Origin of the sequence: Parasphingomonas puruogangriensis (assembly GCF_036663635.1) — a bacterium.
Lineage (GTDB): Bacteria > Pseudomonadota > Alphaproteobacteria > Sphingomonadales > Sphingomonadaceae > Sphingomonas.
On record NZ_JAXOJI010000001.1, the window covers coordinates 136,791 to 152,402 of the forward strand.

General features: G+C 65.3%; 19 protein-coding genes. 13 read left to right on the forward strand and 6 right to left on the reverse strand.

What is annotated here, in order from left to right; genetic code table 11:
* Positions 1-33: 33 nt before the first annotated feature.
* The gene (gene pspF, locus U1739_RS00760) at positions 34-1,074 is read left to right on the forward strand and encodes a phage shock protein operon transcriptional activator (RefSeq protein ID WP_332703004.1); all 1,041 of its coding nucleotides are present in this window, start codon (positions 34-36) and stop codon (positions 1,072-1,074) included.
* 66 nt (positions 1,075-1,140) lie between these two features.
* Positions 1,141-1,752, forward strand: coding sequence for a superoxide dismutase (locus U1739_RS00765; protein ID WP_332703006.1), 612 nt, complete (start codon positions 1,141-1,143; stop codon positions 1,750-1,752).
* A 147-nt stretch (positions 1,753-1,899) separates the two neighbouring features.
* Here U1739_RS00765 and U1739_RS00770 read toward each other — a convergent pair whose 3' ends face one another.
* From U1739_RS00770 to mtaB, 4 genes are all read right to left on the reverse strand, one after another.
* Positions 1,900-2,625: a glycosyltransferase family 2 protein gene (locus tag U1739_RS00770; protein WP_332703009.1), complete on the reverse strand. Its 726-nt coding sequence runs from the start codon at positions 2,623-2,625 to the stop codon at positions 1,900-1,902.
* Between the two features lie 12 nt (positions 2,626-2,637).
* Positions 2,638-3,273: an inner membrane-spanning protein YciB gene (locus U1739_RS00775; RefSeq protein WP_332703011.1), complete on the reverse strand. Its 636-nt coding sequence runs from the start codon at positions 3,271-3,273 to the stop codon at positions 2,638-2,640.
* A gap of 174 nt (positions 3,274-3,447) precedes the next feature.
* Positions 3,448-4,377, reverse strand: a complete 930-nt coding sequence (gene ftsY, locus U1739_RS00780; RefSeq protein ID WP_332703013.1) for a signal recognition particle-docking protein FtsY — start codon at positions 4,375-4,377, stop codon at positions 3,448-3,450.
* Positions 4,374-5,732: a tRNA (N(6)-L-threonylcarbamoyladenosine(37)-C(2))-methylthiotransferase MtaB gene (gene mtaB / locus U1739_RS00785; RefSeq protein WP_332703015.1), complete on the reverse strand. Its 1,359-nt coding sequence runs from the start codon at positions 5,730-5,732 to the stop codon at positions 4,374-4,376. The genes ftsY and mtaB overlap by 4 nt, the downstream gene beginning before the upstream one ends.
* On the opposite strand from mtaB, the gene U1739_RS00790 reads away from it, so the two are divergent.
* The gene (locus tag U1739_RS00790) at positions 5,731-6,309 is read left to right on the forward strand and encodes a DUF924 family protein (protein ID WP_332703018.1); all 579 of its coding nucleotides are present in this window, start codon (positions 5,731-5,733) and stop codon (positions 6,307-6,309) included. The two genes, mtaB and U1739_RS00790, sit on opposite strands and share 2 nt — an antisense overlap.
* Positions 6,310-6,342: 33 nt before the next feature.
* On the opposite strand, the gene U1739_RS00795 is transcribed toward U1739_RS00790, so the two are convergent.
* Positions 6,343-7,950 carry a putative bifunctional diguanylate cyclase/phosphodiesterase gene (locus U1739_RS00795; protein ID WP_332703020.1) on the reverse strand — a complete coding sequence of 536 codons (1,608 nt, stop codon included), beginning with the start codon at positions 7,948-7,950 and terminating at the stop codon, positions 6,343-6,345.
* Between the two features lie 272 nt (positions 7,951-8,222).
* Between U1739_RS00795 and ffh the strand changes: the two genes are divergently transcribed.
* From ffh to rimM, 4 genes are all read left to right on the forward strand, one after another.
* Positions 8,223-9,737 (forward strand): signal recognition particle protein, encoded by a 1,515-nt coding sequence (gene ffh / locus U1739_RS00800; RefSeq protein ID WP_332703022.1) that lies wholly within the window; start codon positions 8,223-8,225, stop codon positions 9,735-9,737.
* Positions 9,738-9,855: 118 nt separating this feature from the next.
* Positions 9,856-10,368 (forward strand): 30S ribosomal protein S16, encoded by a 513-nt coding sequence (gene rpsP / locus U1739_RS00805; protein WP_332703024.1) that lies wholly within the window; start codon positions 9,856-9,858, stop codon positions 10,366-10,368.
* A 57-nt stretch (positions 10,369-10,425) separates the two neighbouring features.
* Complete coding sequence (locus U1739_RS00810) at positions 10,426-10,566, forward strand: hypothetical protein (RefSeq protein WP_332703026.1); 141 nt, start codon at positions 10,426-10,428, stop codon at positions 10,564-10,566.
* The gene (gene rimM, locus U1739_RS00815) at positions 10,529-11,056 is read left to right on the forward strand and encodes a ribosome maturation factor RimM (protein ID WP_332703028.1); all 528 of its coding nucleotides are present in this window, start codon (positions 10,529-10,531) and stop codon (positions 11,054-11,056) included. The genes U1739_RS00810 and rimM overlap by 38 nt, the downstream gene beginning before the upstream one ends.
* A 185-nt stretch (positions 11,057-11,241) precedes the next feature.
* Here the strand turns inward: rimM and U1739_RS00820 are convergent, their stop codons facing one another.
* Positions 11,242-12,147: an NAD(P)/FAD-dependent oxidoreductase gene (locus tag U1739_RS00820; RefSeq protein WP_332703030.1), complete on the reverse strand. Its 906-nt coding sequence runs from the start codon at positions 12,145-12,147 to the stop codon at positions 11,242-11,244.
* 82 nt (positions 12,148-12,229) lie between these two features.
* On the opposite strand from U1739_RS00820, the gene U1739_RS00825 reads away from it, so the two are divergent.
* The 6 genes from U1739_RS00825 to U1739_RS00850 all read left to right on the forward strand — a co-directional run bounded on the left by U1739_RS00825 (position 12,230) and on the right by U1739_RS00850 (position 15,602).
* Positions 12,230-12,505, forward strand: a complete 276-nt coding sequence (locus U1739_RS00825) for an AbrB/MazE/SpoVT family DNA-binding domain-containing protein (protein ID WP_332703032.1) — start codon at positions 12,230-12,232, stop codon at positions 12,503-12,505.
* Complete coding sequence (locus tag U1739_RS00830) at positions 12,502-12,879, forward strand: type II toxin-antitoxin system VapC family toxin (protein ID WP_332703034.1); 378 nt, start codon at positions 12,502-12,504, stop codon at positions 12,877-12,879. The genes U1739_RS00825 and U1739_RS00830 overlap by 4 nt, the downstream gene beginning before the upstream one ends.
* Positions 12,876-13,604 (forward strand): tRNA (guanosine(37)-N1)-methyltransferase TrmD, encoded by a 729-nt coding sequence (gene trmD, locus U1739_RS00835; RefSeq protein WP_332703036.1) that lies wholly within the window; start codon positions 12,876-12,878, stop codon positions 13,602-13,604. Before U1739_RS00830 ends, trmD begins: the two co-directional genes overlap by 4 nt.
* Position 13,605: 1 nt before the next feature.
* The gene (gene rplS / locus U1739_RS00840; protein ID WP_332703038.1) at positions 13,606-13,992 is read left to right on the forward strand and encodes a 50S ribosomal protein L19; all 387 of its coding nucleotides are present in this window, start codon (positions 13,606-13,608) and stop codon (positions 13,990-13,992) included.
* Positions 13,993-14,255: 263 nt separating this feature from the next.
* Positions 14,256-14,996 carry an energy transducer TonB gene (locus tag U1739_RS00845; protein WP_332703040.1) on the forward strand — a complete coding sequence of 247 codons (741 nt, stop codon included), beginning with the start codon at positions 14,256-14,258 and terminating at the stop codon, positions 14,994-14,996.
* A gap of 45 nt (positions 14,997-15,041) precedes the next feature.
* Positions 15,042-15,602 carry a DNA-3-methyladenine glycosylase I gene (locus U1739_RS00850; RefSeq protein ID WP_332703042.1) on the forward strand — a complete coding sequence of 187 codons (561 nt, stop codon included), beginning with the start codon at positions 15,042-15,044 and terminating at the stop codon, positions 15,600-15,602.
* Positions 15,603-15,612 lie beyond the last annotated feature (10 nt).

Consider the following 15,612-nt stretch of genomic DNA (forward strand, 5'->3'; position numbering starts at 1 on the left):
CGAACGCTTGGGATTTTACGCCAAGCTTTGGTAATGGAACGCACCACGCAGGTCATCGGCCAGTCCAACGCCTTTCTCGACGTGCTCGAGCGCGCCAGTCGCGCGGCGGCGTTGGACCGCCCGGTGCTGGTGATCGGCGAGCGGGGCACGGGCAAGGAACTGGTCGCCGAGCGCCTGCATCGCCTGAGCCCGCGCTGGGATCAGCCGCTGGTGGTGATGAATTGCGCAGCGCTGCCGGAGACGCTGATCGAGGCCGAATTGTTCGGCCATGAAGCGGGCGCGTTCACCGGCGCGACCAAGGCGCGGGTCGGGCGGTTCGAGGAAGCGCATGGCGGGACGCTGTTTCTCGACGAGCTCGGCACGCTCTCGATGGGCGCGCAGGAGCGGCTGTTGCGCGCGGTGGAATATGGCGAGATCACGCGCATCGGATCGTCGCGGCCGTTGCGGGTGGACGTGCGCATAGTCGCGGCGACCAACGAACATCTGCCGGCCAAGGTCGAGCGGCATCAGTTTCGCGCCGATCTCCTCGATCGGCTGTCGTTCGAAGTGGTGACGCTGCCCCCCTTACGCGCGCGGCCGGGCGACGTGATGGTGCTGGCGGATCATTTCGGCCGGCGCATGGCGGCCGAGCTGGGGCGCGACGCCTGGGACGGGTTCGGGCCGCAGGCGATCGATGCGCTGGTCGATTATCAATGGCCCGGCAATGTGCGCGAGCTGCGCAACGTGGTCGAACGCGCCGTGTATCGCTGGGAGCATGTCGGGCCGATCGAGCATATCGAGTTCGATCCGTTCCATTCGCCGTATCAGCCGGCAAGCGTGGCGGCGCCCGCGCCGACTGCCTCAGCAGCGGCGGCTGCCGACATAATGGCGGCGCCGGTCGCCGCGACGGACACCGGTGATTTCAAGACGCGCATCGCCCGGTTCGAATGCGAATTGCTGGAGAAAGCGCTGGCCGAGAACCGCTTCAACCAGCGCTCCACGGCGGAAGCGCTGGGGCTGAGCTACGATCAGTTACGTCATGCGCTGAAGCGTCACGGGCTAATTTCGGCAGGCGCTTCGGAATCGGTTGCGTAACGAGTTCACCGGACCCATTTCGACGGGCAGGCGTTGCCCAAACGATCCTAAAACGGAGAAAACCCAATGGCTTTCGAACTTCCCCCGCTGCCTTACGCCTATGACGCGCTGGAGCCGACGATCTCCAAGGAGACGATGACCTTCCATCACGACAAGCATCACGCGGCGTACACCGCCAAGCTCAACGAAGGCGTCGCCGCCGATCCCAAGCTTGAAGGCAAGACGATCGAGGAAATCCTCGGCATGATCTCGACGCTGCCGCCTTTGGTGCGCAATAATGGCGGCGGTTTCTGGAACCATGATTTCTTCTGGAAGATCATGGGCCCCGAGGGTTCGACCACGCCATCGGGCAAGCTGGCTGAGGCGATCGAAACCTATGGCGGGTTCGACAAGCTGAAGGAAGATTTCAACACCAAGGGCGCGGGCCAGTTCGGTTCGGGCTGGGCATGGGTGATCGCCGACGAAAGCGGCGCGCTGAAGGTCGTCTCGACGCCCAACCAGGACAATCCACTGATGGACGATGCCAAGGACAAGGGCACGCCGATCCTGGGTAACGACGTGTGGGAACACGCTTATTACCTGACCTATATGAACGACCGGCCGGGCTATCTGAAGGCCTGGTGGAACGTCGTGAACTGGGACGCGGCGGGCAAGCTGTATGAGGCGGCTATAGCGTAACTCGATCCTCCCCGGGACGGGGAGGTGGCGCGCATAGCGCGACGGAGGGGGTGGGCCGCCGACGCAACCGTGGCGTTGCCGGCCCACCCCCTCCACCATTCGCGTGAAGAACGCGAACGGTCCCCCTCCCCGTGCCGGGGAGGACGGCTACCGGACGTCCTGATAATTGCTATGCGCCGGCTTACCGCGCAGCGCGATCGACAGGTAATTGACCAGATACAGGCCCGCCATCTTGAGCAGGCCCTGTTTCTCAAGCCGTCGGCCCGACGTGGGCATCACGAAGCTCGGCGAAAATAGCACTTTTCCCTCCTTGCTCGCACGCCGCGCAATATCCGCGTCCTCGCCGTAAAATTCGATCGAGGCGTCGAAGCCGCCCATCTGCTCGAGCACATGGCGATAGATCGCGAAATTCCCGCCGACCAACATATAGCCGGTAATACGGTATAGCGGGCGGGCGACGACGAACCAGCCGGCCGAGATCTTGTCCCTGATACCCCCCAGATCGTAGAAACTGTACGGCCCGGACAGGCACACTAGGCGGTCGTCGGCAGCGAACTCGCGCCAGATCTGCTCGATCCAGCCCGCCGGTGGCCGCGTGTCGGCATCGATATAGGCAACGATATCGCCGCTGGCATTGGCGAAACCGCACTGGCGCGCGCGCGTGATGCCCTTGTGCGGCTCGAACACGTATTTCACGCCCGCATAGCGTTCGATCACCTGCCGTGTGCCGTCGGTGCTGTTATTGTCGACGACGATGATTTCCATCGCCTTGCCGGCAACGTGCTGCAGTACCGCGTCGAGGCACGCGGGCAGATATGCTTCCTCGTTATAAGCGGGAATGATCAGGCTGATCGTCGGGCGTGGCTTGGTCACGACAACATCTTCTCAGCCTTCCGGCGGGACCGGTGGTTCATCGCCGACCTTCAGCCCATGTTTCAGCAGCATCGGCACGTTGGCGAAGGCGAAGATCAGCGTCAGCGGCACCGCGCCCCACAATTTGAACCCGGCCCAGATCTTGGTGTCGGAATCGGGCAGCGGGGCATAGGTGCGCCAAACATATTCGTTGAGCAGCGCCATCAGCACGAAAAAGATCGCCCAATTGCGCGTCAACTTGCGCCAGCCGGCAGCGTTGACGCCGGGATAGGCGGTGTCGAGCAGCATCTGCAGCAGCGGCTTGTTGGTGGCCAGCCCGAAGGCGAGAATCGCGGCGAACATCGTGTAGACGAAAGTCGGCTTCATCTTGATGAAGGTGCCGTCGTGAAAATAGAGCGTGAGGCCGCCGAACACGAGCACCAGCGTGCCGGAAATCCACAGCATCGGCGAGATGTGTCCGGCCTTCACTTTGGACACGATCATCGCCGCAGCGCTGGCGATCATGAAGGCGACCGTGGCAGCGAGCAATTTGGTCAGCGCGATGCCGGGCGCGAACATGTTGACGAGGAAGAACACGGCGAGTGGGCCGATATCGATCGCCAGGCGCAGGCCGGTGGAGATTGGCGGGCGGGTGGTGGTGTCAGTCATGATGAATGCCGGTCGATTCCACAATTGCCGCTTTCACCATAGCCGCTTCCCCGGCGCAGGCCGGGGCCCAGTCGGCAAGCAGTCGGTAAAGAGCGCCGTGCTCAGTTACAGCGACCGCCGCGACTGGGCCCCGACCTGCGGCGGGGAAGCGCTGAAGAAAAAGTGAAAAAGGAGTCATTTGATCGCCCCTTCCACGCCGGCGATGATACGCGCAACCTCGTTGGGATCGAACGGGCGCAGATCGCCCATCTGCTCGCCGACGCCGATGGCATGGATTGGCAGGCCGTATTTCTCGGCTGCCGCGACCAGCACGCCGCCGCGGGCGGTGCCATCGAGCTTGGTCATGACCAGCCCGGTGACGCCGGCATCCTTGCTGAACACTTCGATCTGGCTGAGCGCATTCTGTCCGGTAGTGGCGTCGAGCACCAGCACCACGTCGTGCGGCGCGGCGGGGTTGAGCCGGCCGAGCACGCGGCGGATCTTGGTCAGCTCGTCCATTAGCTCGCGCTTGTTCTGCAGGCGGCCGGCAGTGTCGACGATCAGCACGTCGGTGCCGATCGCGGTGGCCTGCTTGACCGCCTCGTAGACGATGCCTGCCGCATCGCCGCCTTCCTTGCCCGAGATTATCGGCACGCCGACCCGCGCCGCCCAGGTGGCGAGCTGGCCGATCGCGGCGGCGCGGAACGTGTCGCCGGCGGCCAGCATCACGGCATAATCCTGCTCCATCAGCAAATGCGCGAGCTTGGCGATGGTGGTTGTCTTGCCGGAGCCGTTGACGCCGATCACCAGGATCACCTGCGGGCGCGGGAACGCTTCGATTTCGAGCGGCTTGGCGACCTTGGCCAGCACCTTTTCGATCTCCTCCGCGACGATCAGGCGGATGCCGAGCTCTTCCATGTTGCGTTCGAAACTGCCCTCGGCGAGCCGCGCACGGATCCGCGCGGCGGTCTGCGGGCCGAGATCGGACGCGATCAGCGCCTCTTCGATATCGTCGAGCGTGGCGTCATCGAGCCGCGCCGCGCCCAGCCCGGCGAGATTGCCGATCAGGCGATCGGAGGTGCGTTTGAAGCCGCCGAGCAGCTTGTCGTGCCAGGCGGTGCTCATGCGAACGCGGCCTTTTCGTCACCCCAGCGAACGCTGGGGTCTCGTGGGTTGGGCGCGGCGCCAGCCCTCGTGAGATCCCAGCTTTCGCTGGGATGACGGGTGGGGGAGGGGGTGGCGATAAGATGCGTGTCGGTCATGCCGGTGATAGTCACTTCCTGGATGCTGCCGACGTGTAACGTCTCGCAGCGGATTTCGGCGAAGTTTGGGGTGTGGCCGCGGTCGCCGGGGCGTTCGACGAGCACGGATTGCGTGGTGCCGATCATGCCGTTGAGCCACGCCATGCGGCGTTTCACGCCGGCGTCGCGCAGCCGCGCGGCACGCGCCTTGCGCAGGGGCGGCGCGACCTGCGGCATCCGTGCCGCCGGCGTGCCGTCGCGTGGCGAATATGGAAAGATATGCGCGTGGACCACGTCGCAATCGTCGATCAGCGCCAGCGTGTTGGCGAACATCGCCTCGTCCTCGGTGGGGAAACCGGCAATCAGATCGGCGCCGATGGCGATGTCCGGTCGGGCGGTCTTGAGGCGCTCGACCAACGCGACCGATTGCGCGCGCGAATGGCGGCGTTTCATGCGCTTGAGGATCATGTCGTCGCCGGCCTGTAGCGAGAGGTGGACGTGCGGCATGATCCGCGTCTCTTGCGTCAGCAGCGCGAACAGCCGGTCGTTGATTTCGATGCCGTCGAGCGACGACAGCCGCAGGCGGTCGAGCGCGGGCACGAATTGCAGGATGCGCTCGACCAGCATGCCCAATGTCGGCGCGCCGGGCAGATCGGGGCCATAGCTGGTTAGGTCGACACCGGTCAGCACGACCTCGCGGTGCCCCGCCGCGACCAAGCCGGCGATCCGTTCGACCACTGCGCCCGCAGGCACCGAGCGGCTGTTGCCGCGGCCATAGGGGATGACGCAGAAGGTGCAGCGATGATCGCAGCCATTCTGTACCTCGACGAATGCGCGGGCATGGGCGGAGAAAGCGGCGGCGAGATGCGGCGCAGTGTCGCGCACCGCCATGATGTCGCCGACGATGACCTCAGCGTAAGCGTCCCACGCTTGCGACGACAGTTTCTCGGCATTGCCGATCACTCGGTCGACCTCCGGCATGGCCGCAAAGCCCGCAGGATCGATCTGCGCCGCGCAGCCCGTCACCACGATTTCCGCGCCTGGCCGATCGCGCCGCGCCCTGCGGATCCGGTCGCGCGTTTCGCGCACCGCATTGTTGGTCACGGCGCAGCTGTTGACCACGACCATATCGCGCCCTGCGACGAGCGCGCGGATCGTTTCGCTTTCCGCTATGTTCAGGCGGCAGCCGAGACTGATGATGTCGGGATCGGCGCGGATGACAGCCGGAGAGGTGGACATGAGCGGTGATCTAGTTGCGAACCCCCACGAAGTCCACGACGACGCCCAGGAAGTGCTCGCCTTCTGGTTCGAAGAAGTACCGCCGGAGAAATGGTTCGTCCGCGATCACGCGCTGGATGCCGCGATCACGGACCGGTTCGCGCGGATTCGCGACGATGTCGTGCTGGGGCAGGCCGCAGGCTGGCGGACCGATGCGGAGACGTTGCTGGCCGCGGTGGTCGCCGTGGACCAATTCTCGCGCAACCTGTTTCGCGGCAGCGCGGAGGCGTTTGCCGGCGATAAGCTCGCGTTGGAACTGACGCGGGAGGCCATTGGGCAGGGCTGGGATATGCAGCTGCCAGTCGCGCAGCGCGCCTTTCTGTATATGCCGTTGATGCATGCCGAGGACAGCCAGGCGCAGGCGGAGAGCGTTGCGGCATTCGAGGCATTGGGTGAGCCGGATAATCTCAAGTTCGCGCGCGATCATGCCGCGGTGATCGCACGGTTCGGGCGCTTTCCGGGGCGGAATGCGGCGCTGGGGCGGGTGTCGACGGCGGAAGAGGCGGCGTTTCTCGCGGAAGGCGGCGGGGATTGGTAATTCGCTCCCTCCCTTGCGGGAGGGAAGAATGGCTCACCCCGCGCGGCGCTTACCCAGATCCGGCGCTTCCACCACGTGCAACAACCGCTTTTCCGCCAATAGGCGCCGCACGTTGCTCGCGCTGAGCGGTTGCCCGTACAGATAGCCCTGGCCCCGCGCGCAGCCCAGTTCCTTGAGCCGTGTTTCGATGGCGACGCTTTCGACCCCCTCGGCGGTGATCGGCAGATTGAGACTGTCGCCGAGCCCGGTGATCGCGCCGACGATCGCCGCACTCTCGACATTGTCGTTGATCGACATGATGAAGCTCTTGTCGATCTTGATGCGGTCGAACGGGAGCGCGCGCAGATGCGCGAGGCTGGAATAGCCGGTGCCGAAATCGTCGAGCGCGATCGCAATGCCCTGATTCTTCAGGCTGCCGACGATCGATTGTGCCAATGCAAGATTGTCGAACAGCGCGCTTTCGGTGATCTCGATCTCCAGCCGGCTGGCGGGAAAACCGGTCTCGGTCAGCACCTTGATAATCTTCTGCGCCAGCCACGCATCCTTGAGCTGCCAGGGTGAGATATTCACCGACAGCGACAGGCCGGCATTCCAGTCGCGCGCGGCGAGGAAGGCCTGGCGCATGATGGCCAGCGAAAGATCGCCGATCAGGCCGATTTCCTCGGCTATATGGATGAACTTGTCGGGTGCGATCAGGCCCTGCTTGGGATGCTCCCAGCGCGCCAGCACCTCGAAGCCGATCAGCCGCCCGGTGCCGAGATCGATCTGTTGCTCAAAATAGGGCACGATTTCCTGGTTGGGGATCGCCGCGCGCAAGCCGCTTTCCAGCGCATTGCGCGCCTGCAGATCGCGCTCCATCGACCGGTCGAACCAGGCGTAGCGATTGCGGCCGGAATTCTTGGCGGCGTACATCGCGATATCCGCCGCCCGCATCAGCGCGTCGATGCTGGCACAGTCGAAATCGGAGCGGGCCACGCCGATCGAGGCCGACACGTGCAGCTGTAGCCCGCCGACATGCAGCGGCTGGGCAAAGCGGCTGATCAGCCGTTCGGCGATTCGCTCGACCGTGTCGGGATGATCCGGCTCGAACAGGAACCCACAGGCAAATTCGTCGCCGCCGAACCGGGCGGTCAGCGCGATTGCCGGCATCGCCGCGGCGATCTCCTCGGCGACCAATTGCAGCAGCGCGTCGCCCGTGGCGTGGCCATGCATGTCGTTGATGGTCTTGAAATGATCCAGATCGAGCATGATCATGGCCATTGCCTTGCCGCGCTTCTGGGCGCGCACGAACATTGCCGCGCCTTCCTCGGCGAGGCAGCGGCGGTTGAGGAAGCCGGTCAGCGGATCCTTCGAGGCGAGCAATTGGGCGCGCTCTTCCGCGGCGGTGCGGACATCGACTTCCGCCGCCAGATCGCGGTGGCGACGCCAGCCGAACAGGATCAGCGCGACATTGAGCAGCAGCGCGATGACCAGCGAGTGTTCCGGGCCGGCACCCCCGCTGACATAGCTGCGCAATGCCGCGGATAGCGCAGCGCTCCCGGTGCCGACGAACAGCAGGATCGCCGCTACGGTGATCGCGCCGGTGAACAAGTCGCGGCGCGCGGCGATGGGGGGCGGGAGGTCGTCGCTGTCGAGCGCCATGCGTTTTGGAGCCTTGGTCGGGTTGAACCAGCGGGATGGCAGGCGGCGGTGTAGATCGGGTTAAGGGAAGTCGCCGCGACACCTTTCCTGGTCAGGGGGAATGAGGCAGGCCAGTTGCACTGCGCGCCGACATCCGCTAACAGCCCAGCCGACCGCTCGTCCCGTACGAAGCGCAAAGGCAGCCCAAGGGCTACGCCGGCCGACGAGGTTTCGTCCGCCGGCGTGTTTTGCGTTTAGCCCGAGATGCGGTGGTCGCAAGGAAAGGTATTGGATTGTTCGATAGCCTGAGTGATCGCCTTGGCGGTGTGTTCGATCGGTTGCGTGGCCGCGGTGCGCTGACCGAGGCGGACGTGCGCGCGGCGATGCGCGAGGTGCGCGTGGCGCTGCTCGAGGCCGACGTCGCGCTGCCGGTGGCGCGCGATTTCGTCGACAAGGTGACCGAACAGGCAATCGGGCAGAACGTGTTGCGCTCGGTCACGCCGGGGCAACAGGTCGTCAAGATCGTCAACGACGCGCTGGTCGAGATGCTCGGCGGCGAGAATGCCGATGCGGCCGAACTGGAACTGGGCGTCACCCCGCCGGCGGTGATCATGATGGTCGGCCTGCAGGGCTCGGGCAAGACCACGACGACGGCGAAGATCGCGCTGCGCCTGAGTGGCGGGCGTGGTGGGCGCGAGCGCAAGAAGGTGCTGATGGCGTCGCTCGACGTCAATCGCCCGAACGCGCAGGAACAGCTCGCCGTGCTCGGCACGCAGGCCGAGGTGCAGACGCTGCCGATCGTCGCCGGCCAACAGCCGGTGGATATCGCGCGCCGCGCGCTGCAGGCTGCCAAGCTGCAGGGCTATGACGTCCTGATGCTCGATACGGCGGGCCGTCTGCACGTCGATCAGGCGCTGATGGACGAGATGCGCGCCGTCGCCGATGTCGCGCAGCCCGCCGAAATCCTGCTCGTCGTCGATGCGCTGACCGGCCAGGACGCGGTCAATGTCGCGCAGAATTTCTCCGAACAGGTGCCGCTGACTGGCGTTGTATTGACCCGCATGGACGGCGATGCGCGCGGTGGCGCGGCGCTGTCGATGCGCGCCGTGACGGGCAAGCCGATCAAGTTCGCCGGTGTGGGTGAAAAGCTTGAAGCGCTCGAGGCGTTTCATCCGGGGCGTGTCGCCGGGCGCATCCTCGGCATGGGCGACGTGGTCGGCCTGGTCGAGCGTGCGGCGGAAGCCGTGCAGCAGGGCGAAGCCGAGGCGATGGCCGCCAAGATGGCCAAGGGTCAGTTCGACATGGACGACCTGCGCGCGCAGCTGGGCCAGATGCGCCGCATGGGTGGCCTGGGCGCGCTGGCGGGCATGATTCCGGGCATGAAAAAGGCCCAGCAGGCGATGGCCGCGGGCAATGTCGACGAGAAGATCCTGCTGCGCATGGACGCGATGATCACCTCGATGACCAAGAAGGAACGGGTCAAGCCCGAGCTGATCAACGCCAAGCGCAAGATCCGCATCGCCAAGGGCTCGGGCACGACCGTGCAGGACGTCAACAAATTGCTCAAGATGCACATGGAAATGGCATCGGCGATGAAGAAGATCCGCAAGATGGGCGGGTTGAAGGGCCTGGGCGCGATGTTCGGCAAGGGTGGCCTGGGCGGGGGCGGCATGGGCGGCGCCGGTGGCCTGGGCGGCTTGGGCGGGCTGGGCGACATGCTCGGCGGCGCCGGCGGGGGCGGGCTTCCCGGTCTCGGCGGCGGGCAGGCCAAGCTGCCCCCGGGCTTCGACAAGCTTCTGAAGAAATAACCTGCCCAAACCGTCATCCTAGCGAAGGCTGGGATATCAAGCGGCAAGGGCGCTCCACTAACAACCAAAAGACCCCAGCCTGCGCTGGGGTGACGAATAGAAAACGAAGGAAAATACAATGGCAGTCAGCATTCGCCTTACCCGTGGCGGTTCGAAGAAGCGTCCCTATTACAAGATCGTCGTGGCCGATGCCCGCGCGCCGCGCGACGGCAAGTTCATCGAGAAGATCGGCACCTACAACCCGCTGCTCGCCAAGGATGACGAGAAGCGCATCGTGCTTGACGCCGATCGCGCCAAGCATTGGTTGAGCGTCGGCGCACAGCCGACCGATCGTGTCGCGCGCTTCCTCGACGTGGCCGGCGTGCGCGAGCGCGAAGCCCGCAACAACCCCAACAAGGGCAAGCCCGGCGAGAAGGCCGTCGAGCGCGCCGACGAGCGGGCGACCAAGGCCGAGGCGGCTGCTGCCGCCGCTGCCGAAGCCGCTGCCCAGCCGGCCCCTGAGCCGGAAGCTCAGGCCGAGACCGAAGCCGTGATGGCAGCGGAAGTCGAAGCAGCGACCGAAACGCCGTCTGCTGAAGGCGAAGCCGTTGCCGAGGCTGCTGAAGCCGAGCCGACGACGACCCAGGCCTAACCGGCACTATCATGGGCATCACGCGTTCCAGCACCATCAACAGTGCAGGAGTGCGTGATGCCCATCGTCGATCCCCACCCCAATGATGGCGACCCCAAAGATGATGGCGACGCCCCCAATCAAGGCGTTTCCGCCACCGATCCCGCCGAAGGATCCGACGATGTCTCCGCCGAGCAAGATGGATCGCCCGCTGGCTGACCGGGCAGAAGCGCCGGTCACGCTAGCAGTCGTGATCGGCGCGCATGGCGTGGCGGGCGAAGTCCGGCTGAAGGTGTTTAGCGAGGATCTCGGCGCGTATAAGATTTTCAACAACGGCACGTTGACGCTCAAATCGACGCGGCATGGGAGCAACGGCACGATCGCCCGTATCGCCGAGGTGACCGATCGCAACGCTGCCGAAGCGATGCGCGGCACCGAACTGACCGTCCCCCGCTCGGCGCTACCCCCGCTTGAAGACGGGGAATATTATCATACCGATCTGTTGGGTTTGCCGGTGGTGTCGACCGAAGGCGAAGCGTTAGGCGTGGTCGTGGCGATCGACGATTTCGGCGCGGGCGACGTGATCGAGGTGGAGCGGGCCGCCGTCGGCGGGAAAGTCGGCAAGCGGTTCATGGTGCCAATGACGCCCGACGCCGTGCCCGACTGGAATGGCGAGCGGATGCTGGTCGATCCGGCGTGGATCGTTTGAGCGTCGTCGCGGTGCACACCCCTTAACCGTCACCCCGGACTTGGTCCGGGGTCCACTGTGCCGCAGGTCCAGTGCTCGACCGCCATTCTCTTCCCAAGCCTCTTGGTGGACCCCGGAACAAGTCCGGGGTGGCGATTGGGGAGCGGGGTGTACCGAAAGTCGGACCGGCGATCATGTTCGAGACTTCACCGCCTGATTGGCCGCTGCCCGGCCAGTAGATTACGGATCGTCGTCGCAGCGACTCCGGCCTCGCCCATCGCGTGGCTGATCTGGTCCAGCCCCTTCACCACGTCGCCCGCGGCGAACAGGCCGGGGATGGTGGTGCGCTGGTGTTCGTCGACCTCGAGACAGCCATCCTCCGATGCGCTGGCGCCCGCGGCGACGGCGAGCTTGGAGCGGATTACCGAGCCCAAAGCAGGATAGATGCTGTCGAACTCGAGCGCGCCGCCGGGCGTTTCCACGGCGATCTTGTCGCCCGCGATGTGGATCGGGGTGCACGGGCCATCGACGTGGACGATGCCGGCATCGTCGAGCTTGGCGCGGCAGGCGTCGTCGAGATCATGCGCCGCACCGGGCGCGATCAAGGTTACGTCGGCGGTGAAGCCGCGCAGGAAGATCGCTTCGCGCATGCCGTGATCGCCGGTGCCGATCACCCCGACGCGCTTGTCGGTGACCTCGTAACCGTCGCAGATCGGGCAATAGCGCAGCAGGCCCCGCTGTAGCGCCGCATCATGCTCGGCGGCGTCCATCTTGGGCCGATTGTTGACCACGCCGGTGGCGAGCAGCACGGTGCGTGCCTTGGCGGTGCGATCGCCGATCTGCACGTCGAACCCGCCCTCGACCGGCACGATCGCGGTGACCTCGGCCTGTTCGCGGGTGGCGCCATATTTCTCGGCCTGTTCGAGCATCAGACGAAGCAATTCGGTGCCTTCGACGCCGTCCGGATAGCCGGCGTGATTGTGCGTGCAGGGGATCAGCGCTGCACGGCTGCTGCCGCAATCGAACAGCCGGATCGAAAGGTGAAAGCGCGCGAGATAGATCGCCGCGGTGAGACCGGCCGGGCCGGCGCCGATGATGATGCAATCGTCCATGGTCGCGCTACGCGCGGGGCGGGCGGTTGTTCCTTGACGAGGGGGAGGAATGTATATACAGGCAGTGTATACGGAGGGCGATATGGACGACGACGCTTATCACGGAACCACCTTCAAGTCGGGCAATTCGGTTGCCTTGCGGCTGCCCAAGGGCATGGGCATTCCGGAGGGCACCGAAGTGCGCATGGTGAAGGAGGCACCCATGTCGTTTCGGGTCGAAGCGGTCGACGCGCCGCGGCGTACGATCGACATTAGCGGGTTCGCCGGGAAAGCCCCTGGGGCCAAGCTGATCCCGCATGGCGATTTCGACGAGCGGCCGAGCACGATCGCTAAACGATTGGCGGCACGCGACGCGTGACGAAATTCCTCATCGACGCCGATATGGCGATTTACGCGATGGCAGGATTGCGCTCAAGGCTGAATGACCGGCTGGCAGCGTGCTATCCCGGCGACGTGGCGATCTCTGCAATCAGCTTTGCCGAGATCGCTGTCGGCACGTTTGTCGGCAAACCCCCTAGTCCGGAAGTGCTGGATGCCTTTGTGCGGGTGATCCCAATCGTGGCTTTCGACGACAGCGCCGCGCGCGCCTATGCGGGGCTGCCGTTCAAGCGTGCGCGGTTCGATCGGCTGCTGGCGGCGCATGCGCTCAGCCTAGGCGCAGCGATCGTCACCAACAACGAAGCCGATTTCGGCGATGTGCCCGGCCTCCGCGTCGAGAACTGGGCGTCATGACCTTCTCCGCGACCGTCCTGACACTCTACCCCGACATGTTCCCCGGCCCGCTCGGCACCTCGCTCGCTGGCCGCGCGCTGGGCGAGGGCAAGTGGACGCTCGACGCGGTCAACATTCGCGACTTCGCGACTGACAAGCACAGCACGGTTGATGGGACACCGGCCGGGGGCGGGGCGGGGATGGTGCTCCGCGCCGACGTGCTGGCGGCGGCGATCGACAGCGTGCCGGCGGGGCGCCCGGTTCTGGCGATGACGCCCCGGGGCGCGCCGCTGACCCAGGCGCGCGTGCGGGCGCTCGCGGAAGGGCCGGGGGTGACGATCCTGTGCGGCCGGTTCGAAGGTTTCGACGAGCGTATTTTCGCAGGCCGCGACGTGGAGGAAGTGTCGATCGGCGATTACATCCTGTCGGGCGGCGAAATGGGCGCGTTGGTGCTGCTCGACGCTTGCATTCGGCTGCTGCCCGGCGTAATGGGCGCGGCTTCTAGCGGCGTTGACGAGAGCTTCGAAGGAGGCCTGCTCGAATACCCGCAGTACACCCGACCAGTAGAATGGGAAGGGCGCACGATCCCCGAAGTGTTGCGATCGGGGGATCATGCGAGGATCGCGGCCTGGCGCAAGCAGATGGCCGAGACCGACACACGGCTAAGGCGGCCGGATCTTTGGGAGCGCCATATCGGCGCTCGGGTCCAGTCGCCCTCTGGTGCGCGACAGAAGAAGGACGAATGAGATGAATCTCATCCAGACGATCGAAGCCGAGAACATCGCCAAGTTTCTCGAGACGAAGAAAATTCCTGAATTCCGCCCCGGCGACACGCTGAAGGTCGGCGTGAAGGTGGTCGAAGGCGAGCGCACCCGCGTGCAGAATTACGAGGGCGTGTGCATCGCGCGCTCGAACAAGGGTATGGGCAGCAACTTCACCGTGCGCAAGATTTCGTTCGGTGAAGGCGTGGAGCGTGTGTTCCCACTGTATTCGCCGAACATCGACAGCATCGAAGTCGTCCGCAAGGGCGCCGTGCGCCGCGCCAAGCTGTATTACCTGCGTGGCCGCACCGGCAAGTCGGCACGTATCGCCGAGCGCCGCGACACGCGTCCGGCCAAGGGCACTGCCGAGTAATCGGACGGGCTTTGCGCTAAAGAAGGGGCGTGGAGGCGATGGTCTCCGCGCCCTTTTTCGTGGTTGCCGTTTCAGCCCTTGCCGCTTCCCCGGCGAAGGCCGGGGCCCAGTCGCGAAGGTGGTGGTTACGACGCGCAGCGCCCGATTATTTCTGTTTCCCGACCGGGCTCCGGCCTCCGTCAGGGAAGCGGGTTTGGGTAGGGTAGGGTTCATCCACTGAAGCCTAAGCCCCGCCTCCCGCGTTGGGCGGCAGGAAGGTAAGCATGGCGTTCGTTCAATCCTCGCGTGCCGATCGCCTCCGCGGCGCGGTTATCGCGATCGTGTTGCAGGGCCTGATCGGCTATGCGCTGATCGCCGGCCTGGCGGTCGGCTTTCCGCAGGCAGTGACCGAGACGCTCGACACGTTCAACGTGCTGCCGCCGCCGCCACCACCGCCGCCCGAAAAGATCGTCCCAAATCGGGTGGTGAGCAAGAAAGCGGAGGGTGCCGCCTCGCCGCCCAATGTGCGCTCCAAGGCAACCGAGATCGTCGCGCCGCCGCCGATCGTGCCACCGCCGCTGCCGCCGACAATCGTGGCGGCGGAGAAGCCAGGGGTCGGCAACCAAGCGACGTCCGGCAATGCCGACGTGCCCGGTCCCGGAACCGGCAGCGGCGGGGTGGGTAACGGCACTGGCAGTGGGCGCGCGGGCGATGGCGACGGCAATGGCGGTCGAGAGATTGCGCCGCGCCAGATCAAGGGCCGGCTGAAGGATTCGGATTGGCCGCACGAGCTGGCCGATGAGGGGATCGGGGGGCGCGTGTCGGTGCGCTATGTCGTAACCGTCGACGGGCGCGCGACCGACTGTGAGATCGCGCGCTCCAGCGGCAGCCGGCAGCTCGATCTGCTGACCTGCCGGCTGATTGAGGAGCGCTTCCATTTCAGGCCATCACTCGATGGGAATGGCCGGCCGGTGGAATCCATGATCATCCAGAACCATGATTGGGTGAACGGCATCAACCAGTAGGCATCTTGGCGTGACGGCACCGGACAGGCGCCCTAGAGTGTGCTCATGACCGACCATACACGCTGCCCATGGGCCGAAGGCTCGGACATGATGCGTGCCTATCACGACACCGAATGGGGCGTGCCGGAATATGATTCCCGCGCTCTGTGGGAGAAATTGCAGCTCGACGGCTTTCAGGCCGGGCTGTCATGGAGCATCATCCTCAAGAAGCGCGATGCCTTTCGCGAGGTGTTTGCCGGGTTCGATCCGGTGAAGGTCGCCGCGTTCGACGAAGCGGATATCGAGCGGCTGGTGGGGGACGAACGCATCATCCGCTCGCGCGCGAAGATCGTCGCGACGATCGGCAATGCGCGGGCCTATCTGGCGATGCGGGATGCGGGCGAGGATTTTTCTGCGTTCGTGTGGGGGATGGCGGGCGGCGCGCCGATCATGGGGGACGGTGTGCACGTGCCGGTCAAGTCGCCGCTGTCGGAGGATATGTCGAAGGCGCTGAAGAAGCGTGGGTTCAAGTTCGTCGGGCCGGTGATCGTCCATGCCTGGCTGGAAGCATGCGGCGTGGTCGACGACCATGTGGCGACGTGCTGGCGGCGCGCTGCCGCGTCGTGAGCCGATGAGC